Raw genomic sequence first — 22867 nt, 5'->3', positions numbered from 1 at the left:
AGGGAATTAAAAGGTGAAAATACTAATTATTCGTTTGAGTTCGATAGGGGACATTGTTCTGACAGAGCCGGTAGTTCGTTGCTTAAAAGAGTTCTATCCCGATGCTGAGATCGAGTATCTTACTAAAGAACAATACAAACCATTAATTGAGTTTTTTCAAGGTGTAAGTAAAATAATTCCTTATACGAACAATAATCAGACAGCAAATTTATTGAAGGATAAACAATATGATATTTTAATCGACCTGCATGGAAAATACAAAACATGGTGTTTGAAAAATAAGCTGCAAGCAAAAGTCAAAGTTACTTATAATAAACAACATCTGCAGAGACGTTTAATAGTTAAAAAACTGACGAAGAAATCAATAGATTCGACTCTGCAACTATATATGAGCATCTTTTCCAAATTAAAACTTGATGTTTCGGGAAAAGAATATCAGCCCAGCTTAACAATCAATACTGACCGCAAAGATATAAGAGTCAAAATGAAGATTGGTGATGATGAAGAACAGAAAAAAATGGTGGGGATCTTTCCCGGTGCTTTACATCAGACCAAACGGTATCCCATAAAACAGTTTGCAGAGTTTATTGATCTATGTGCACAGGGAAATAAATTTCGCTTTGTTCTCCTCGGTTCTGAAAAAGATTCCCCATTAGCCAGAGAAATTGAGGATCTCTGTCAGGTCAAACCACTCAATTGGTGCAGAAAATTTGAATTAAAACAACTGATAGAGTTCATTTCTATGTTTGATGTTATTATCACCAATGACAGTGGACCCATGCATATGGCAGCTGCCTTGAACAAAAAACAGATCGCTATCTTCGGTGCTACGCACCCTAAACTCGGATTCCGACCATTAAACGACAAAGCCAAGATAATTCAGATCGATCTGTCTTGCCGACCTTGTTCTCTTCACGGTGGGAGTACATGTCCCCGCATTCATTTTAAATGTATGAAGAATATTACCCCGGATATGCTCAAGAAAGCTCTTTTCAGCTTTTATTCCAGTTAAAGATTACTCCATTATTGTTTTAGATATCAAAGGAAAGTAATCTTTCTTTTTACTAATGTCTTACCTTTCAGAGCCAAACGAGTCGGATCTAGCCGACTCGTAGGGTGACCAAAGGTTACTTAGTAGTTCTTAATCTTTAAAATAGTCATCAATTTTCTTCATTTCATCAGTTATTTTGATCTTTTGAGGACATTTTGGGAGGCATTCTCCGCATCTCGTGCATTTATCAGCCCGCATTGCTTCAGGAAGAAAACTGAAGTACTCTTTCTTGTGCCTTTCTTTATCATTGAACATAATTGCCTCGTTATACATACCCAAAACGAAGGGAATTCCTACACCAGCCGGGCAAGGTAGGCAGTAACGGCATTCGGTGCAGGGAATGACAATTCTTTTTATATACTCTCTGCGTGCTTTTTTATAGATCTGCAACTCGTCTTCATCGAGTTCATTAACGTGACATTGATCTACTAAATGTATGTTTTCTTGCAATTGATTCATACTGCTCATCCCGCTCAAGACGATAGTTACTCCCTCAAGATTCCAGAGCCAACGAAGTGCCCTATCGACAGCTTTACGGTCAAATCTGCTCTTTTTCCAGATTTTCTCTACTTCTGCTGGAATAGGAGTAACCAGTTTACCTCCACGCAAAGGTTCCATGGAGATAACGCCCATCCCTTTCTCCATTGCTAGTCTATATCCTCTCAGTCCAGCTTGATAGTGGGTATCAAGATAATTGAGCATGATCTGAGTAAAATCCCAATCGTACGCTTTAGTGATCTTGGCAAAGATAGGATAATGATCGTGAAAGGAGAACCCGGCAAAACGGATCTTTCCATCAGCTTTAGCTCTTTCTAAAAAGTCGATTACACCATGTTTTTGCATTTCTGACCAGCTCTTTTTATTGAGTGAATGTAACAGATAATAATCAATATAATCAGTTTGTAATCTCTCTAATTGCTTGTTCAGATATTCATCCATATCCTCCCGGCTCTTGATCAACCAGCAGGGGAGTTTAGTAGCAACATAAATCTTCTTGCGATCAACCTCTGTTATGAATTTACCCAACAATGGTTCACTCTCTCCATTATGATAAGCCCAGGCACTGTCATAGTAGTTTATTCCCTTTTTATATGCATAGTGGAGCATCTCGAGACTCTTTTCTTCGTCTATTTTCCCTTCAGAATTAGTTGGAAATCTCATACAACCAAAACCTAGTGAAGATATGAAGTCAGGGGAATTTGGCATCTTTCGATATTGCATAGCTCTTCATCCTTATGTAAAATTTGTACAACTTTATAATTTTTTCTTATTGATCAGTCAACAGATTGTTTAGCGAATAAAAAAAATCGCTTAAAAGACAGATTGTAATCAGTTTTTACAGCCGATGTAAAAATAGTTGACAAAAAGAAGGAGGGTGAAAAAAAATAGAACCCATAAATGTTGAGGATATTTGTATGCATAGGGTTATTAATAAGACAATATTACAACATATAGGGCAAAGTGAGATCATTAACGAACTACTGCGCAAGATCGACTTAAAGAGCAGTGAGCTAATTGAAGTAAATGGTGCCTCAGGATCCGGTAAATCCTATCTTTACAAAAAGCTTTGTCAAGAGTTAGATGAAAAAGAGATCAAATATATAAAATACTATCCCTCTGTTTTTGATATCAATCAGTTCAGGAACATCTTTAAGTTGGTTTTCAATTTAACAGATAAAGAATTTGATAGAGTTATCAAACAAGCATCAGAACTAGAAACCGTAGGAAAGTATGATTTCTTTTATCAGCTAACAGAGAAGATGCGAAAGGAAAAGAAGTTACATGATCTGGTACTGTTGATAGACAGCGGAGAAGAAATCGATAGTTACTCCTTGGATTTCATCCAGTATTTTATCCAGTATTCAACGAATCGTCAGATAAAGATAGTAGTATTCTCTACCAAAGAGTTATTTCCCTTTTCAACCAAAGAGAAATTAGAGTTTTTTAATATATCAGATATTTTAGGCATCTTGCAAGAGCTTTTCAATCAGAAAGAGGAAGGACTTCAGTCACAGAGTGAGATCTTATACAACCTTACACAAGGTAATGTTTATATAATCGAGCATATTTTAAATGAGTTCTATAAGAAAGAAAAACCTAAGGATTTTAACTTAACAGGTTATTTAGACAAGAAGATCAATATTCATATGATATATAAAGAGAAATTAGATAGATTAAATAATCAACAAAAGGATTTACTCAAAGCGATTTTCCTGCTTGATAAAAAATCTTCCGAAGAAACACTAAAGCAATTTTTTTCTCAAAAGGGAATAAAAATTGAGATGGCAAAACTGAAAGATCTGAAGAAAGATCTTTTAAAAGAAATAATTATTGAAGATACAGAGAGCTGTTGTTGGATCTTGAAATTGGATTGTTTCAAAGAATACTTTTTTAATCTTGATCGCGAAGAAAAGAAAAGATTCTATCAGTATTTTCATGGTTTTTATACTCAGTACGACAGTGATCAACATAAGTTAATAGAAACTTACCAGATCAAGCAATATCTCTATGATAAAGAGGCGAGGTTGCCCGAAGAGAAAGTTCTCTCCAGTGTCAGTTTTTATTTGGAACAGATTCATGATTATGATAATTTGTTAGATGTGTTGCATATACTGGATAAGATTTTTAAATCGGAAAAAAAGAAGGTAGCTCTTCAACTTAGGATCGGTAGAGTTAATAAGAAACTAAACCGTTACGAAACAGCAGGACAGAATCTTCGGGAAGCATTGCAGATTGCCGGTAAAAACAAAATACCGCTGGAAGAAATCATCTATGAATTAGCCGAAAGTCTCTACAAGATGAATTCATACGTCTATGCTCTGGAAGTTATTAAAAAGTATCAACGATCATTAAATGATAAGTATTGGTTGTGTAAAATCATACTTTTACAGGCAGAGATCAATATCGAGCTTAATAACGATAAAAAGGCAAAAGAATTCACTGACCAGATTTATCAAGAATATGAAAACATCAAAGATGGAGACAAAAAGCAGATTATATTTGCTGAAACTAAAAAGGTTTTAGGAAAAATCTACTATTATACCAGCCAATGGGATAAGGCGGAAGCCGCCTTTAATGAAGCAGAAAAAATATATAGTAATATAAAAGATATTGCCGGTCAAGCAGCGATCAATAATAATCTCGGTATTCTCAAAATGTATAAAGGTGATTGGAAAGAGGCAGAAGAGTATTATCTTAAGAGTCTCAATTTAGAAAAGAAAAGATATAATTTAGACGGTATATCAGTCTGCTATAACAATTTAGGGGGTCTGTGGGAAGATAGGGGAGACTATAAAAAATCGCTCAATTATTTCAACGAAGCTCTCACAATCAAAAAGCTGCTCAGTGACCGTTATAACATCTGCAACATTTATAATAACATCGGAGTGACTTACATGGATAACGGAGAATTTGAGAAAGCTGCTGAAGCTTTTGAAAAAACTCTGGAAATAGCCAAAAACTTTAATTTACTGAAAAACTTGATAGCAGTGCTGAATAATATGGGTGCTCTATACTTCAAGTCTGGGAAATGGGCTAAAGCAGTAGAATGCTACGAGGAAGCTATTGAAAAATCCAACAAGAATAACTTCTTAGAAGGGTTATGCACATCATATAATAATTTGGGTGAGTTATATGAAAAAAGGGGTGAATATGAACTTGCCTATGATCTCTATTTTAAAGCAACCAAGATTATTCCGGAACTTAATGACGAATATCTAAGAGCTGAGATATCTGGAAACATGGGAAGCGTACTCACCAATCTTCATAAATTTAGTGAAGCGTACGGTTATTTGGTAGAGAGTTTGGATTTCTTTAAAGCTCTGAATGCTCACGATAGGATCATTGAAGGGTGCCATAAAATGGCTTACTATTTCATCGTCAGCCGAAATTACGAAAGTGCTTCTTATTATCTGGATCTGGCTTTAGAAAAAGCGGAAGAGATTAACAGTATATTTGAGATAGGGAATACATATTTCCTGAAAGGACAATTAGAGCATAAAGATGCCGAAAAGGCGCAAGAATATTTCGAAAAAGCGATTAAAATATTTGTCGAGACAAAAAATTACTATGAATTAGCTCTTGCTAATTATGAGTTTGCTACGATTCTTTATGAGAACAAGGAATGGCAACAAGCATTAGAGATTTTGAACAATAACAAGAAGATTCTTAAGGAATATGGTGCGATCAGTCTGATTGAAAAGAATGATCTCTTTATCCAGAAAATAGAAAAAACATTCCAACCGGAAATACAAGAGAGTCGCAAGCAAGAATCTTTGCTGATTAAGTTCAACGAAACAACACAAAACTTAAAATCGATAACAAGTTTTGATTCGTTATTAGAATATGCCTTGGATAGCTTTATTGACCTTTCTGAAGCGGATGGGGGTATATTCTGTCTCTATAATAGTCGTGCAAATCCGGAAAGCTGGGAATATAAACTCTTTAATCACTTTTCTAATGACGATAAAGATTATGATAACATGATGAATATTGTTCAAAAAACCTTTATGGAAAATAAGTTTCAAAACTACAAACAACCGCATTTTGCTGCAGACTATAACAATATTGTCGCATTCCCGCTTAGTTTTCATAATCAGGTTTTAGGAGTTATGTTACTCTTTAGTAAGCATGGCTCACACTATTTTTCCGAACAAATCTGTAATCTTCTTAATGCTCTTTCTAATCAAACAGTTGTTATCATAGAAAATTTTCGGCATTCCGCGTTGTCTTTGTCTCACGCTAGTATACGCGAAGAGCTGAGCTCTCCACAGATCTTTACAAATATCATCGGTAAAAGTGAGAAGATGCAGGAGATATTTGATATAATAGAAAAGGTAAAAGATGTTCCAACTACCGTATTGTTAGAAGGAGAGAGTGGGACTGGAAAAGAGCTTATTGCCAAAGCTATTCATTATAACAGTGTTCGACGCAACAAGAAGTTTGTAGCTCAATATTGTGGATCTTTACCTGAAACGCTGTTAGAGAGTGAATTGTTCGGACATGTTAAAGGTTCTTTTACCGGAGCTACTTATGATAAAAAAGGGTTGTTCGAGATAGCCGATGGTGGTACTTTCTTTTTAGATGAAATTGCCGATATTAGTTTATCTACTCAAGCCAAACTTCTGAGATTTCTGCAAGAGGGAGAGATCAAAAGAGTCGGTTCAACTAAAACTCAAACAGTTGATGTTAGAGTTATTTGTGCAACAAATGTTCCTTTGAAAGAAAAGATCGAAAAGGGAGAATTTCGCTTGGATCTCTACTATAGATTGAATGTTATCAAGATCGAAGTACCGAGATTAAGTGAGAGAAAATCGGATATTCCACTTTTAGCGATCCATTTCCTCGATAAATATAACAAAAAAATGGTTAAGAATATCAAAGGCATAACCGACGAAGCAATGAAATACTTCATGGATTGTGATTGGCCAGGCAATATTCGACAACTGGAGAATGAAATAGAACGCGCAGTTACTTTGGTAGAAAATGATGCCTATATTAAACCATCGGATCTGTCGGAAGATATTTTCCGCCATACTATAACAGAAGAATCTATGAGTTTTAATGAAAATGCTGCTTTAAAAGATGCTATAGAAGATCTTGAGAGAAGCATGATCTTGAAAGCGCTACAGCGTAATGCTTGGAATCAAACCCAGACAGCTAAGGAGCTCGGCTTAAGTCGACAGGGCTTGATCAAGAAGATTAAACGCTATGACCTTGAAAAATAATAAATTTTGGAAATCTTTTGCATTTGTCGCTCTTGATATTGAAACAACCGGTTTAGATCCTCAAAACTGTGAAATCATTGAAATAGGTGCTGTTAGATTTAAAGAGGGCAAAGAAGCAGAAGAATTTTCTGTTCTGATTAAACCTACACAAGAAGTACCAACCTTTATTAAACAGTTGACCGGTATTAAAGAGAGTGATCTGGAAAACGGTGTCAACATCAAGAAGGCACTGACAGAGCTTCTCGAGTTCATACAAAAAGATCCCATTATTTGCCATAATTCAGGTTTTGATCTAACCTTCATACAGAATAATCTTACAATGCATCTAATGCCATCATTGACCAACTCTTCATTTGATACTTTGGAGGTTAGCAGAATTTATCTCCCCTTTATCAGAAATCATAAACTAGAAACTGTAGCCGATGCCTTACAAATAAAACCACCTAATAAATATCACCGTGCACTCAATGACGCTTTAATAACTGGTAATGTCTTTATCAGATTAACTGAATTCATAATTGAAAACATGCCGTTTGAAGTAAATACAGCTTTGTTAGAGCTTGCTGAATACGCAGAACAAGATGCTGATTTAGAAAGATTTTTCAAAAAAATAGTCGAACATCAGAGACAATTCGCCCTGATAGATAGAAAATCAGATGATTATTATCGACTCTATCAATCTCCTTATGCAAAAACGCTCGGATTTACACAATCACACAATCTGATCAGAACCGAAAACTGGTACCAGGAGAAAGAAGCCGAAAAACTTTCCGGTAATCAGCTATCAACTATGGATTTCACCTCAAGTGATTCGACAGAACCAAATCCTATAGAAGATTATAAGAAAATGAAGAGCGAAGAATCTATAGTGAATTTAAGTTTTCAACCAGATGGTTTTTTTGCTCATAAGTTTCCGGAATATGAGTATCGGGAAGGGCAAGTAGAGATGGCACATGCTATCGACAATGCTCTCAATAATGATGAATTTCTGATTATTGAAGCAGGGACTGGAATCGGTAAAACTCTTGCCTATCTTGTTACAGCGCTACATTTTGCTATCAAGAAATCACGTAAAGTAAATATCTCGACAAATACCAAGAACTTGCAGGAACAGCTGTTTTATAAAGATTTACCAATTATTAAACAATGCGTTCCGGTGCCTTTTCAAGCGGTAATTCTCAAAGGACGTGAAAATTATCTCTGTTACCGTAAATGGAAAGAGACTCATACGGGATATCGTAAACTAGTAACACCTTACGAAGCTGGTGCTTTGCTTAATCTGGTCGTTTGGCAGAAATATACGCGTTCTGGTGATATTTCAGAAAACAGTTCTTTTGTTAGAGAATCAGAGACCGATATCAGACGTCAATATTCGTCAATTTGGAGGAAAATTTCTTCTGAAAGATATTTCTGTTCCGGAAGAAAATGTGCTGATTACAATCAGTGCTATTATATGGGTATTCGTCAAAAAGCAGAAAAATCAAGTCTTGTTGTAACAAATCATTCTTTATTACTAACCGATCTGAGTTTTGACAGATTTAACAACGACGAAGAGAATTATCTCATTATTGATGAAGCTCATAATCTACCCGAGATGGCTTCCAGCTATCTGGGAATATCAATATCTTACACTGATATAACTAACTACATTCACCAATTGGCAAATATCAATGTTCGAAGAAATCTCCAAGCGGGAATTTTGCCCAATTTAAAGGGAGCAATTCAAAAGAGTGTTATCGATGATAAGAAGAAAACAATTTTCCATAGTGACATAGACCGTTTGATCTTGTCTCTGGAAGATCCTAAACAATTTGGTGCTGATTATTTTAGAACTATTGGCGAAAGAGTTGGTAAACAGGGTAGTTTTGGTAAACAGAGAGTTAAACAACAAGAAGATAACTTATTGAGCGGAATAGAACAACTCATAGAGTATTTAACAATTATACAAAAGGGATTGTTTAATCTATCACAGTTTCTTTCACAGATCAATCAGAGTCAGATAGCTGATCATGATGAACATCAGGAAAAGTTATCCGGTGCTTTGGAGAAAGTGAAAGACATCATTGAAGCATTAAAAATCTTAAAAGAACCTGATTTTGATAACTTTGCTCTCTGGTTGAGTAGTTTTACTACCTCTGAACCAAACTTTCCTTCCGGGGTTATCAATTATGCACCTTTGGATGTCTCAAGTTATCTGCAAAAGATACTCTATAATAGAATGAACTCACTTATATTTACTTCAGCAACTCTTGCCTTAAGAAATAATTTCAAGTTCTTCACAATGAGAATGGGTCTCCCATTTGACGAAGAAAAGGTTATTAGAGAATCTATTATTCCTTCACCATTTGATTACAATAAACAAACTCTTGTTCTAGCGGCTAGTTACTTACCAATACCGTCCGATGAATACTTTACACCTCAAAGCATAGAGCTACTCAAAATGGCTATAGATAGTGCCAAAGTCGGTTCCATGGTTCTCTTCACGTCTTATAAAGACCTTAACACAGTTTATGAACAAATCAGTGAAGATCTATACAAGAAAGATATTCTCCTTTTGGCTCAAGGTAGAGGATATAGTCGGACAGTTACTTTAAATGAATTTAGGGATCATGGTAGAGCTGTATTGCTTGGAACAAGCTCATTTTGGGAAGGTGTCGATGTTCCCGGAGAATCTTTATCACTTTTGATTCTTTATAAATTACCGTTCCAAGTTCCTTCGGAGCCTATTATAGAAGCTTATTATGAAAAACTCAGGAAGGAAGGTAAAGATCCTTTTATGTATTCGACTTTACCGAATGCCATGCTGCGTTTTAGACAAGGATTCGGAAGATTGATCCGAAATAAGAGGGACAGAGGAGTTGTTCTAATAGCCGATAGTAGAGTTATTAACAAGTTCTATGGAGGATATTTTCGAGAGATAATTCCAACAAAGATATATAGTGCCGAGACACCGATAGAGATTTGTGATCTTGTTTCTAGCTGGTTTAGTAAATAACTTACCTGTTACTTAATCCTTTTGTTTACGCAATTGTGCTTAAATAATAAACGCTTTACTAAGATTGAACCCCTATAACCGAATATTGAATCTAAAAAACTCTTTTTAAGTTGACAGTGATAAAGAAATTCTCAAGATTGCCAGCAAATAGCTAATAGAAAAAGGAGAAACGGGAGACTGGATCAGTATGGGTAAATTAACACCCTTTCTTTACTTGTTACCGGCATTGATTATAATAATGCTGTTTCGCTTTATACCGATAGTTCTATCTTTCTTAATAAGTTTTTTTGAATGGACAATAACCGGTCCTGCTGGTTTTGTTGGATTGGAGAATTATCAGCTGTTACTTATTGATGCAGAATTCTGGCAATCAATGCTCAATACATTTTATTTAGTTATTTTCGTTGTTCCTTCAACGATAATCCTCTCTCTTCTTTTTGCTGCTCTATTGAATACTATATCATTCATCAGGGGTCTTTTTCGTACCGTATATTTTATCCCTACCGTTACTTCATTGGTAGCTGTCTCGATTGTATGGAGAATCATCTTTAATCAACAGAGTGGACTGGCGAATTTCTTACTCCAAAAGATAGGGATTGCTCCACTTGGCTGGTTGGCAGAAAGTACCGGCATATTTCAACTATTCTTTCAAAACTTTGGTATAAATTTACCTGATTCATTGGGAGGTCCATCTCTGGCTCTCTTTGCAATAATAATTGTTACTGTATGGAAAAGTGTCGGGTACAATGTCATTATTTATCTGGCAGGACTTCAAAACATTCCGAAAGTATATTATGAAGCAGCAGAGATAGATGGAGCCAGTAAGATAAGACAATTTTTCAAGATCACTTTGCCACTGATATCTCCAACAACATTTTATGTCTTGATCATGACTACTATAGTAACTTTTCAGGTTTTCTCTCAAGTATATTTAATGACTGGACCACCCATTGGAGGACCTTTGGGGACTACGAAAGTCATTGTGTATTATATATTTGAGCAGGGTTTTGGTGAAGCACAGAATCTAAGTTATGCCAGTGCTATAGCTTTAGTTCTGTTCGCGATAATTCTGACTTTGACTTTGATCCAGAAGAAATTGGAAAAATATGTGCATTATTAAGAACTTTATAGTGAGATGAGATAATGACTTTATTCGGCAAATTCATAGCATATTTTCTATTAGTATTATTTGGTCTGGCAATGGTTATTCCTTTTGTCTGGATGATGACAACAGCAGTACGTTCACAGATAGAGTTTAATAAGGGTAATGTCGGATTTATTCCCATAGATAACTTCACTCTCTATGTTGATGGAGATCAAGAGACTATTATCAGTATAGTACAAACTGTAGGTGATAGTTCTTATGTTCACTTCTTCAACGAACTCGGAGAAATTGAGCGTGCTTATGCCAAGATACCGAATGATAAGATTGAAGAGAGAAGAGAGTTTCGCATACACTGGTCGAATTTTATTAATGCTTGGAACAGAGTTCCTTTTGCCCGTTATTTTTTCAATACTATTTTAGTGGCTCTTTGTACTGTTTTTGGGATTTTAATTACATCGTCACTTGCTGCGTATGCCTTTGCCCGTATGCGGTTTAAGGGGAATAATTTGCTGTTTAGTTTCTTTATCAGTATGATGATGGTACCTCAACCGATCTATCTTATCCCCTCATACGTACTGTTGAATTATTTAGGTTGGATAGATACCTACTATGCCCTTATAGTGCCTTGGCTAGCTCATATTTTCACTATCTTCCTACTCAGGCAACACTTTAAAGCAATACCACAGGAATTGTTTGATGCAGCGGAGATTGACGGTTGCAGTCGTTTTGGTATACTTTGGCGTATTGTCTTACCAATTTCAAAACCAATATTGGTTACTTCGTCAATATTTGCTTTTATCACTAGTTGGAACAGCTTTATGTGGCCTTTGGTTATGATCAATTCTGAGGAGTTACGAGTATTACAGGTAGGATTGAGTTATTTCTCGCAAGAATCTTCGACCCTAACAACTCTTCTAATGGCTGCCTCTACTTTCAGTATTATGCCGTTGGTGATTCTCTTCTTGATAGCTCAACGTCAAATTATCGGTAGTTATGCAACAGCTGGATTAAAAGAGGGATAAAGAAAAAGTCATCGGTACGAGGAGTAATAAGTTTTCAATAATTCTGTATCAGAACGAGACTGTTGTTATTTTTTACACCATATGTTCCAATTCAAAGATACGATCTCTCAGTTCAGCAGCATCTTCGAATCTTAATTGTTCAGCAGCAGCTTTCATCTCTTTTTTTAACAGAGTTATGATCTCTTCCTTAGATTCCAGATTTAGATATTGCTCGAAATTAGATCTCTTCTTTTGAGGTTCATATTCTTGATAACCTTCTGCAACCGTAGTCGATTCCATGATCTCTTCTATACTTTTCAGTATAGAAGCGGGAGTAATATTATGTTCTTTATTATAAGCTAACTGTTTTTCACGACGTCTATTGGTCTCCTCAATAGCAGTTTTAATAGCGGGAGTAACCTTATCAGCATAGAAGATCACTTTGCCACTTATGTTTCTTGCTGCCCTTCCGGAGGTCTGGATCAGAGATCTTGCTGACCTTAAGAAACCAGTTTTATCCGCATCAAGAATTGCGACTAAAGAAACTTCGGGCAGATCGAGTCCTTCACGAAGCAGATTTATTCCAACAAGAACATCATACTCTCCAAGTCGTAGTTCTCTGATCAATTTAGATCTCTTAATCGTCTCGACTTCACTATGTAGGTATCTTACTCTAACTCCTGCTTCTTTTAAATAATCGGTTAGATCTTCAGCCATTCTTTTTGTAAGGGTTGTAACAAGTATTTTACCGCCCAAACCATTGTCTTCATCTCGATCATTTACTCTGAGCCGAATCTCTTCTAACAAGTCGTCAACTTGGGTTGCTAATGGTTTAATTACGATCTGTGGATCAGGTAAACCTGTAGGTCTAATAATCTGTTCCACAAAGACACCATATGTCTTTTCCAATTCATAATCACCGGGAGTGGCTGAAACGAAGATTACTTGATTAAGTAATTGATCAAATTCATAAAAAGTTAGTGGGCGGTTATCATAAGCAGAAGGAAGACGAAACCCATAATCTACAAGATTTCTCTTTCTTGATACATCTCCACCATACATAGCATTTATTTGCGGAATGGTTGCATGAGACTCATCAATTATAACGAGATAGTCTTCGGGGAAGTAATTCATTAAACAGAAGGGTGGTGAACCGGCAGGTACTCCACTAAGATGCCGAGAATAGTTTTCAATCCCCGAGCAATAATTCAACTCTTTTAACATATCAATATCATAGAGTGTGCGTTGTTCTATTCTTTGGGCTTCTATAAGCTTATTTTGACTAATGAAAATCCTTATTTGCTCATCTAATTCCTGTTTGATCGATTCTATTGCTCTTTCAAGTTTTTCCTGTGTCGTAATGAAGTGCTTTGCGGGATATACAGAGTAATTATCGACTACTTCCAAAATCTTATTATCGATAGGATTTATTCTAGTAATTCTTTCTATAACATTATCAAAGAACTCGATCCTGATAGAGTGTTCCATATAAGCAGGATAGATCTCTACTACATCACCGAGCACTCTGAATGTCCCTCTTTCAAAAGCTATATCATTTCTACCGTAGTGTATAGTTATCAACCTTTCTAATAGATCCTGTCTTTCTATAACATCACCTGTTTTGAGTGATATTAGCGCTTCTTTATAATCTTGAGGAATTCCCAAACCATAGATACAGGAGACACTTGCCACTATAATTGTATCTCTGCGTTCCATCAAAGACATAGTAGCCCTAAGGCGAAGTTTATCTATTTGTTCGTTGATATCAGTATCCTTCTCGATATACAGATCTTTAGTAGGGACATAAGCTTCCGGTTGATAATAATCATAATAACTGATGAAGTACTCAACGGCATTCTCGGGAAACAACTGCTTGAATTCTCCATAGAGCTGAGCAGCCAGAGTTTTATTATGAGAAATGATTAATGTAGGTTTGTTTATTTTGGCAATGACATTAGCTATAGTAAATGTTTTTCCGGAGCCCGTTACACCTAACAGTACCTGATATTTGCGATTCTCCTTTAAACTGGTTAAGAGTTCTTCTATAGCTTCAGGTTGATCTCCTGTCGGTTGATATTTTGAAAAGAGTTTGAAATCACTCATTAATCAGTTTCTCTCTTAATTTCTGATGCGGAAGAAGTTAATATTTAACTTCATAAAATAATCACCTTGAGTCAAATCACTCAAGTTGATGCGTAATTTTCCCCAATCACTGAGCGAAAGAATCTCAATATCACTTAAATAGTATTGATCAAAGATATCATAATAATCTTCGTAAGGGATCATTTCAAAAAAATTATTAAAGGGCTTTGTAAGGAAATCAAGATTAAAGAAAGAACTACGAATAATTCTTGTCTCAAAATGATAGAACTTATAACTCTCTTGATAATTAAAGGTCATAAAATCGTAAAAAATACTGCTTTTAACAAATTGGTCGTAACTATCATGATAATTCTTTTGTAAGTATCGTTCTAATTGACGTTTGGTTAGATCTTCAAAATAAACCTCATTATTGATCTCAATGGTTGCATACACAAAGGGGCAAATTACAAGCACGATCAAACATTGAAGAACTATTATCTTTATCAACTTTGGTTTTATTAACATATTTTTCTATCTCGCAATCCTAGTAATCAATATATACTATCAATACTACATCATATTAGAACCAGTATTTTCTTTAAACATTTCATACTAATAGGGGCAATTCTTTGTAAAGCTTTTTGTTTGATAATTTTTATCCACTTTATTGATTAAAATACTTAATATGCGACCATCAAGTCAAAATCCTTTTCTGATGTGTCTATTAACTAATCAAAATGAGATTTTATTTTCGGAAAAAACTTGACGTTTTTTCCTCTGCATTTTTATAGGTCTCGTACAAAAAATTGTGAGGTGTAAAAATGCCACGAGGAAGACCAAGAAAAACAACTACCGAGTTTGATGAATCAAAAGCAGTTCGCTTGACATTCAGACTCGATGAAGACACAGTAGCTATGTTCAAGACAGTTGCTGCTATTAAGAGATTAAAATTAGAAGAATTAGGGAAAGAAGCAATTGACGACTTGATTAAGAAGTATGTCCCTCTTCTCCAGAATCTCCAGTCTAAAATAGGCTAATTACTTAAAAAGTATTATTATAGCCCGTCTTGTTAAGGCGGGTTTTTTCTCAAGTATTTCTCCATCATACTTTTGATTCAAACCCTCTCCATGTAATTTCCCAGTATATATCTTGCTTAAATAATATCATTCGATTTAGAAACCAATCAATTCTGATAAAAAACTTGCTTAAAAACTTAGTTCTTAAAAATATTACATGATTTGATTAATCGCTGTATAGGAGTGTCTATGAGTACTAATAATGAAAAGATTGAGCAGCTCTTAGAGAGAGAAAAAAAGATTTTGGAAATGGGTGGTGCTGATAAAATTCAAGCACAGCATGATAAAGGAAAGCTTTCAGCCCGAGAAAGAATTAATCTACTATTTGATGAAGGGTCTTTTCGTGAAATAGATATGTTTGTCAAGCATCGCTGCAATAATTTTGGTATGCCAAAGATAGAAATCCCGGCTGACGGAGTGATCACTGGGCATGGTTTAGTGAATGGCAGACCGATCTTTGCTTATGCGCAGGATTTTACGTCCCGTGGTGGTTCTTTGGGAGAAAAGCATGCTCAGAAGATAGTCAAGATAATGGATTTAGCTCTCAAAGCGGGAGTTCCTGTTGTTGGTATGAATGACTCCGGTGGTGCCAGAGTAGAGGAGGGAGTGGATTCTCTGTATGGCTATGGTAATATCTTTTTCCGTAATTCCAGAGCATCGGGTGTTATTCCTCAAATATCAGTGATTATGGGACCTTGTGCCGGTGGTGCTGTCTATTCACCAGCCATGACCGATTTTGTCTTTATGGTAAAACATACCAGCTATATGTTCATTACTGGTCCTGAAGTTATTAAAACGGTAACAGGCGAAGATACGAACTTCGAGGATTTAGGTGGAGCAATGGCGCATAACACTAAAAGTGGAAACGCCCATTTTGCTTGTGAGGATGATGCTGACACAATAGAGCAGGTAAAAAATCTTTTAAGCTATCTCCCCAGCAATAACATGGAAGATCCTCTAATGATAAAGTGCAGTGACGATCCTCATCGCTTGTGTCCGGAATTAGATTCTCTTATACCGGATAACCCCAAAACCGGTTATGATATGAAGGATGTTATCCATTCTATCGTGGATGACGGTATCTTTTTTGAACCACATCAGTATTATGCAACTAATGTAATCATTGGTTTTGCCCGTTTGAATGGCAGAGTGGTCGGTATTGTAGCTAATCAACCGCTTGTATTAGCTGGTTGTCTCGATATTGACGCTTCTGATAAGGCATCTCGTTTTGTAAGAGTTTGTGATGCTTTCAATATACCACTACTAACCCTGGTCGATGTTCCCGGATACCTTCCCGGAACACATCAGGAATGGGGTGGTATAATCAGACATGGAGCTAAATTACTCTGGTGTTATTCAGAAGCAACAGTACCCAAACTGACGATAGTAACCCGCAAGAATTATGGTGGTTCTTATATTGCTATGAGTTCTCAACATCTGGGAGCTGATATGGTCTTTGCTTGGCCTACTGCGGAAATAGCTGTTATGGGAGCACAGGGTGCGGCGAATATTATATCCAGCTATCGTAAAGAGATCAAAGAGGCAGAAGATCCCGCTAAAAAGCGTCAGGAAAAGATCCAAGAATATGAGGAAGCGTTTAATAATCCATATATAGCTGCCGAAAGAGGATACATAGATGCAGTCATTCGTCCTTCCGAAACCAGAGCACGCATAATAGATGCCTTGGAAGTTATGATATATAAAAGCGAGTCACTGCCACCTAAGAAGCACGGCAATTTACCCGTATAGGAGTTACATATGGATCAAGATAAGAAGAAAAAAGCAGCAGTTGCAGGAGTTATGTATTATCTACAGGAAGAGAAAGAAAGAAGTTCTGCGACAATTGATAGAGAATTAACAAATCAACCGACTAATTGGTCTGCATATAGTAGGCAGATGACGATGATCAATCGGGATAGATTTCAAAGAAGAATAGTAAAAAGATAAAATATATTTGTGGAGGTTTCATGAATCAAGAGGAGATTAAGAAATTTAACTTCGATAAACATAATGCTGTTACGATGACAGATATGAAATATAAAAAGGATAGACCCCAAGCTCCAAATCCTATCAAAATACAGGATCTAACATTTAGGGATGGACATCAATCGATCTTCGCAACACGAGGTAGAACGGAAGATATGTTGCCGGTTGCAGAATTGATAGATCAGGTAGGTTTCTATTCCATGGAAGTCTGGGGAGGAGCTACTTTTGATACCATGCATCGTTTTCTGGGAGAAGATCCTTGGGAGAGGATCAGAACCCTCAAGAAACATATTAAAAATACCCCTTTCTCTATGTTACTCCGCGGTCAGAATCTTGTTGGATACCGTAATTATGCCGATGATATAGTTGAAGCTTTTGTCCAACGTGCCTGTGATAATGGTATTGATATTTTTCGTGTCTTTGATGCTCTTAATGACTTTCGAAATTTTGAGACTGCACTAAAAATAATCAAGAAGAACGGTAAACATTTTCAAGGGACGATTTGTTATTCTTTAACCGAATATAGAATGGGTGGAGAAATCTATAATATTGATTATTATCTGCAGAAAGGTAAACAATTAGAAGAAATGGGTGCAGAAACCGTCTGTATCAAAGATATGGCGGGATTGATCTCACCATATGATGCCTATAATCTTGTGAAAGCACTCAAAGCTCATTTGAACGTTCCTATTCATCTTCATACTCATTTTACTTCCGGTATGGGTGATCTGGCAATATTCAAAGCTATAGAAGCTGGTGTCGATCTTGTCGATACTTGCTTAGCACCTTATGCTTATCGAACTTCTCATCCTGCTGTTGAGCCGATTGTTGTCTCTCTATACGGTACTTCCAGAGATACAGGTTTCGATATCGAACTCTTAGCTGAGATTGACCGACAGTTAGAAAAAGTAACTCCTAAATATCGCTGTTTCCTAGATGACACGAAAATGTCGATCATTGATACAAATGTTATATTACATCAAACTCCCGGTGGTATGCTTTCCAATCTTGTCAATCAACTGCGCCAGATGAATGCTTTAGATAAGCTTGATGAAGTGTTCGAGATTCTTCCGGAGGTCAGAAAAGATCTGGGGCAGGTTCCCTTGGTAACTCCAACGAGTCAGATCGTCGGTATTCAAGCAGTCAATAACGTCCTGTTTGATTCATACCGAGGTGAATATAAGAATATCACAGAACAGGTAAAAGATCTTTGTTATGGTCTCTATGGCGCAACTCCCGCTCCAATAAATCCTGAAGTACAGAAAAGGGCACTAAAAGACTATCCACGAGGTGAAAAACCGATTTCTGTTCGTCCCGGTGATGTATTGGAACCTGAACTACCCAAAGTTGAAAAAGAGGTTGAGGGATTAGCAAAAGATCTGGATGACGTTTTGATAGTAGCACTCTATCCAGTAACAGGTAAAAAATTCCTTAAGTGGAAATACGGATTGGAAGAGATACCTGCTGAAGTCAAACCTCGTACTGATGAAGATTGCCAAAGGGAACAAGAATTGATCAAGAAAGCATTAGCAGGGGAATTAGTAGAAAAGTCAAAGAAAGAAACTATTCAAAAACCGGAAAACCTCAGAAGTTTTAATGTCTTTGTTGACGATGAATATTTTAAAGTTGAAGTAGAAGTTGATCAACATCATCCTGTTAAGGTTTCAGCCAATCCAGGCACTATAGCAACTCCTAAAACTGCTCCTGTAGTTAAGAGACCTGCTCCGACACCTGCTAAACCGCAGGCAAAACCAGCCCAACCGGCTAAAGATGAAGTTCATGCCGATGTAGGTGAAGATGAAATCGTTGCTCCTATTCCCGGAATGGTGGTTGAGTATAAAGTTCAAGTCGGAGATACAGTTAAAGCAGGAGATACAGTTGTTGTTCTGGAAGCAATGAAGATGTATAATAACCTTACTGCTCACAGTGACGGTATAGTGAAACTCATTACCAAGAATGCCGGAGATAATGCGGGTAAAGACGAAGTTCTCTGTATCATAGAAAAGATATAATAAACAGATCGGAAGACCATACAGCCTGGATCTTCATCAAAACAATTAAGATTGAAAAATACTACTTGACGAAGATACCGACTTTTTTTTGCTGTATTCGTTCTTAGTTAATATTCCGGAATAGCTCAGCGGTAGAGCGGGTGGCTGTTAACCACTAGGTCGGGGGTTCGAATCCCTCTTCCGGAGCCATATTAAAGCCCTCTTAAAGAGGGCTTTTTTGTTTTGGTTCAACTTGTTTTATCTCTGATTATCAAATATTTAACATTAGGTCAACCTTTAGGCATCCTACGAGTCGGATAGGGCCGACTCGTAGGGTGCCTAATGAATGAAGGGAGGCAACGTTGATAAAGAATTAGCTACAACGAGTGGTATAGTATGAAAGCAATAATGAAGAAAATGAAATCTGCGAGAGTTGTTACCAGTTGTAGGAGTTTGTCCTATTTTATAGCAAGTGTAACCTTTGGTACGCATTTGTTTAGTTTATGAAGTTCATCACGGAGGGTTTGTCTTAACTCTATCGCAGGTTGCAAACAGTAATGGTTGAATTCAGCAAGTGTAAGTTGTTGATGTGGGAATAAAAGTTTATAGTAGGCTGTAGCCATTTTGAGAATCGCTTTTTGGTCTTTCATATCTTCTGATCCGTTCAACCGAATATTTTGCTTAACACAGTTAGAGTAATACTTGTGTCTTCTGAGCTCGTGAAGTAATTCGGCAAAGATATAACCCTTAAGACCGATATATTCGGATGGTGTATCATGGATTGGAGTAGGAAGATGCCAATCTTGAATAACACCATCGAATAGTTCTATTAACTCGGTTTTCTGAAGAAATGGAGGGAGTTCTTGGAAGCAGCTCATATCGTAATTAACCGGGATATTATGCTCATCTAAACTAATGTCTGTTGATAACACTAAATTTGTATTGGCAGTGGTCTCAGAACTACCGTCAAAGAATTTGCCTATTTTAAGATATGTAATCAACTTAGTAAGGAGTTTTCCGCTATCATCATCTTTAATATGTTTTGTATTATCAATCATAATTGTATCATAGCGTTTTAAGAGTCCTGAGACAAAAATCTTTGGGTTATAGAAGAGAGTTTCATGCGAGATTCTGGGTCCTTGAGTAACACTTGCATAATGTGAGAACCGATCCATCTTCAAAGATCTATCTTTTGTTGATGACAACTCAATTAAATTGATACTTGGTTCTAATAAAGGGATTAGTCTTGATAGCAGTATTAACTTTTGTTGTTCTTCATTATCAACGGGATTTATCCCCATTGAAGAAATAAGTAAATCTATCCATTCAGTGATATTGAAAAATTTACGATACTCAATAAAGGCAATTAGATCTACTGGTTTTGTTTTGTATGGTTGAAAGTTAAGCATCCAGACTTGTCCTTCGCCCGATTTGTCTGGTGAAGGAACATAAAAAAGTTCACCAATTCCCCAGACCCCTTGTTTGAGAAGATTTTCATTGTCTTGAACAATCTTTGCTATCACTCCGGCATAATTGAGGTTTAAAAATGGTATCCGTAGGTACTTTTCGTCATTATTATTGTTTACTGCAACAGAATAATTATCTAATAGGTTTACTACTTCAAAACTAAGAAATTTTTGTTTGAGTTCACCTCTTTGTGACTTGTGGGGTACATGATTCTCAATAAAACCGTTTATTTGATCCCGAATAATATCTGTTAGTTCTGTGCCTTCCTTCATGAAATCTGCAATAATCGATTCGGCAACAAAACGGGGTATCTCTCTTTCCGTAAAAGCTGTTTGCTGAAAGATTGCCTTGTTAGTAATCAGGTCAGGATAATATTCACTTGCTTTAAATTCGAATGATAACATATTTATCTACAATCCTTAAAGTAAATCAATGCTCTCAATAGATCCAACATCATTTTTTCTTTTTTCATTTTTGAACATGTTGGTAATGAAGATACATTGAGGAAAAAGTCAATAAATATTTGAAATTATATCGTAATTATTGATTTTTTATTCTATAATCGTCCGCCATTTTTGCCTCAATAAAAGTTCAGCCTCTCACAGTATTATTGTCGCAGGGATATGTGTAAGAAGAGAATTCTTGACGAGGAAACTAAATTAGTAGATAGAGTTACATTAGTAAATCAGGTTTAACGATATGAAAGATAAGATAGATCTTTACAGGCAATATCTGAAATCTACGGGTGCATCAGAGCATACTGTAAGAGCATATGTCAGTGATATAGAGCAGTTTTTTGGTTATGTATCTAAGTACTTTGAAGGTGAAGTAGTCATACCTGAAGTGATAACAAAGTTAATGATGCGTGACTATCTGAGGGAATTGAGTGTTACTAAACGCTGTAATAAAACCCTTTCGCGTAAAATGACAGCAATTAATAATTTCTTTATTTTTGCTGTAAGACAAGGTATTTTAACACATAATCCGCTGACAGGGATGTCAATGCCTAAGACAGAATCTTATATTCCTACATATTTTACCGAAAAGGAGATGGAAACTCTCTTAAATATACCTGACACTACAAGTAAATTTGGGAAAAGGAATAGAGCTATAATGGAATTGATGTATTCCAGCGGATTACGTATCTCAGAAATAGCCGGTTGCCAGCGAAAAGATATTGATCTGAAAAAAGGTATGATAAGGGTCTTGGGGAAAGGGAATAAAATAAGGTTAGTACCGATTGGCAAAATAGCTAAGGAACATTTGGAAGAATATGAAAAGATAAGGTATAAGTTTTTATCCAAATATAGTGATGAATCCTTGTTTCTCTCTAAAAGCGGGAAACCTCTACATCCAGATGAAATTAGAGCTATTTTGGATAGATATATTAGATTAGTAGCTCGTACAAAGGGATATACTCCTCACACAATAAGACATTCCTTTGCAACGCATTTGCTTTCCAGAGGTGCTGACCTAAGAGCCATCCAAGAGATGCTCGGGCATAGTAACCTTTCAACGACAGAGAAATATACCCATATTTCTCATACAGATCTATTGAAAATCTATAAACAGGCGCATCCGAGGAGTAAAGATTAACTTTGAGTCATCCAACTTAATGTTCTTCTTTAATACAAAGGTATAACGAATGTATCCATGTTTTGAACAGGTGTTTAGGAATCAAGCTTATACCTTTTAACAATTAAGAAAACCCTAATCAATTTTAGCATATGATTAAAAAAGGTTATCTGATAAAATAGACTTGACAAGCGAGAATATATCAATGAAAGATAAAGAAGAATTCTTCCTGTGTGAAGCAGTAAGGAATAAAATTAGGTTTGAGGAGATTTTTCATAATGATCGACCCGTGCACATTGAGATAGGATGTGGGCGAGGAGAGTTCATTGTCGAAATAGCTCTTTTAGAACCTGATAGAAATTTCCTAGGTCTAGAACTGAAGCATAAAAGAATTGTTACAATGCTAAAAAAGTTAGATATGGAAAAACATTCTAATGTTAGATTGATGAAAGTGAAAGTTGATGAAGAGTTTCTAAAAATGATAGAATCCGGATCTGTTGAGAGGATTTATATCTTTCATCCTGATCCATGGCCGAAAAGGAAACATTTTAAAAACCGTCTCATTCAAAATGGATTTTTGGTGAGTCTGTTTAAGATATTACAGGATGAGGGAGAGGTCCTTGTAACTACGGATCATGAGGAATATATGAAATGGATAGTCAAACACTTCAGGGATAATGACCGATTTACGTCTTTTTATCCGGAAGGATTTAGTAGAGAACCGTTTGATGGCCATATTGAGACTCATTTTGAACAAAAACTAAAGAAAAAGGGCTATCCTCCATACTATATGCGATTTATCAAGAGGTAAT

At 36.1% G+C, this 22867-nt stretch carries 15 protein-coding genes and 1 tRNA gene; 12 read left to right on the top strand and 4 right to left on the bottom strand.

Going from position 1 to position 22867, the window contains the following annotated elements:
- Nucleotides 1-13 precede the first annotated feature (13 nt).
- Nucleotides 14-1012: a lipopolysaccharide heptosyltransferase II gene (gene waaF / locus K0B81_01880; protein MBW6515350.1), complete on the top strand. Its 999-nt coding sequence runs from the start codon at nt 14-16 to the stop codon at nt 1010-1012.
- A 129-nt stretch (nt 1013-1141) separates the two neighbouring features.
- On the opposite strand, the gene K0B81_01875 is transcribed toward waaF, so the two are convergent.
- Nucleotides 1142-2272, bottom strand: coding sequence for an aldo/keto reductase (locus K0B81_01875; protein ID MBW6515349.1), 1131 nt, complete (start codon nt 2270-2272; stop codon nt 1142-1144).
- 194 nt (nt 2273-2466) lie between these two features.
- Between K0B81_01875 and K0B81_01870 the strand changes: the two genes are divergently transcribed.
- From K0B81_01870 to K0B81_01855, 4 genes are all read left to right on the top strand, one after another.
- Nucleotides 2467-6777, top strand: a complete 4311-nt coding sequence (locus K0B81_01870) for a sigma 54-interacting transcriptional regulator (protein ID MBW6515348.1) — start codon at nt 2467-2469, stop codon at nt 6775-6777.
- Entirely contained in the window at nt 6767-9772 is a 3006-nt protein-coding gene (locus K0B81_01865; protein MBW6515347.1) for a 3'-5' exoribonuclease, read from the top strand. Before K0B81_01870 ends, K0B81_01865 begins: the two co-directional genes overlap by 11 nt.
- A gap of 187 nt (nt 9773-9959) precedes the next feature.
- Nucleotides 9960-10892, top strand: a complete 933-nt coding sequence (locus tag K0B81_01860; GenBank protein ID MBW6515346.1) for a sugar ABC transporter permease — start codon at nt 9960-9962, stop codon at nt 10890-10892.
- 23 nt (nt 10893-10915) lie between these two features.
- A complete protein-coding gene (locus K0B81_01855; protein ID MBW6515345.1) occupies nt 10916-11899 on the top strand; it encodes a carbohydrate ABC transporter permease in 984 nt (327 codons plus the stop codon).
- Nucleotides 11900-11971: 72 nt separating this feature from the next.
- Here K0B81_01855 and uvrB read toward each other — a convergent pair whose 3' ends face one another.
- The gene (uvrB, locus tag K0B81_01850; protein MBW6515344.1) at nt 11972-13981 is read right to left on the bottom strand and encodes an excinuclease ABC subunit UvrB; all 2010 of its coding nucleotides are present in this window, start codon (nt 13979-13981) and stop codon (nt 11972-11974) included.
- Between the two features lie 15 nt (nt 13982-13996).
- Nucleotides 13997-14485 (bottom strand): hypothetical protein, encoded by a 489-nt coding sequence (locus K0B81_01845; GenBank protein MBW6515343.1) that lies wholly within the window; start codon nt 14483-14485, stop codon nt 13997-13999.
- Nucleotides 14486-14781: 296 nt separating this feature from the next.
- Between K0B81_01845 and K0B81_01840 the strand changes: the two genes are divergently transcribed.
- The 5 genes from K0B81_01840 to K0B81_01820 all read left to right on the top strand — a co-directional run bounded on the left by K0B81_01840 (nt 14782) and on the right by K0B81_01820 (nt 19223).
- Nucleotides 14782-14997: a beta-lactamase family protein gene (locus tag K0B81_01840; GenBank protein ID MBW6515342.1), complete on the top strand. Its 216-nt coding sequence runs from the start codon at nt 14782-14784 to the stop codon at nt 14995-14997.
- A gap of 228 nt (nt 14998-15225) precedes the next feature.
- Complete coding sequence (locus tag K0B81_01835; protein ID MBW6515341.1) at nt 15226-16785, top strand: methylmalonyl-CoA carboxyltransferase; 1560 nt, start codon at nt 15226-15228, stop codon at nt 16783-16785.
- A gap of 9 nt (nt 16786-16794) precedes the next feature.
- The gene (locus tag K0B81_01830; GenBank protein MBW6515340.1) at nt 16795-16983 is read left to right on the top strand and encodes a hypothetical protein; all 189 of its coding nucleotides are present in this window, start codon (nt 16795-16797) and stop codon (nt 16981-16983) included.
- Nucleotides 16984-17003: 20 nt separating this feature from the next.
- Nucleotides 17004-19034, top strand: coding sequence for a pyruvate carboxylase subunit B (locus K0B81_01825; GenBank protein MBW6515339.1), 2031 nt, complete (start codon nt 17004-17006; stop codon nt 19032-19034).
- Between the two features lie 114 nt (nt 19035-19148).
- Nucleotides 19149-19223 (top strand) — tRNA-Asn (locus K0B81_01820).
- A gap of 248 nt (nt 19224-19471) precedes the next feature.
- Here the strand turns inward: K0B81_01820 and K0B81_01815 are convergent.
- Nucleotides 19472-20884 carry a BREX system Lon protease-like protein BrxL gene (locus K0B81_01815; protein MBW6515338.1) on the bottom strand — a complete coding sequence of 471 codons (1413 nt, stop codon included), beginning with the start codon at nt 20882-20884 and terminating at the stop codon, nt 19472-19474.
- Between the two features lie 295 nt (nt 20885-21179).
- Here K0B81_01815 and K0B81_01810 point away from each other — a divergent pair, with 295 nt between their 5' ends.
- On the top strand, nt 21180-22076 hold the full coding sequence (locus K0B81_01810; GenBank protein ID MBW6515337.1) for a tyrosine-type recombinase/integrase: 897 nt from the start codon (nt 21180-21182) through the stop codon (nt 22074-22076).
- A gap of 184 nt (nt 22077-22260) precedes the next feature.
- On the top strand, nt 22261-22866 hold the full coding sequence (gene trmB / locus K0B81_01805; protein ID MBW6515336.1) for a tRNA (guanosine(46)-N7)-methyltransferase TrmB: 606 nt from the start codon (nt 22261-22263) through the stop codon (nt 22864-22866).
- Nucleotide 22867: the final 1 nt, after the last annotated feature.

The organism is Candidatus Cloacimonadota bacterium (assembly GCA_019429305.1).
Classification (GTDB): Bacteria; Cloacimonadota; Cloacimonadia; order Cloacimonadales; family JAJBBL01; genus JAHYIR01.
This window is presented reverse-complemented; position numbering and strand designations above follow the sequence as displayed.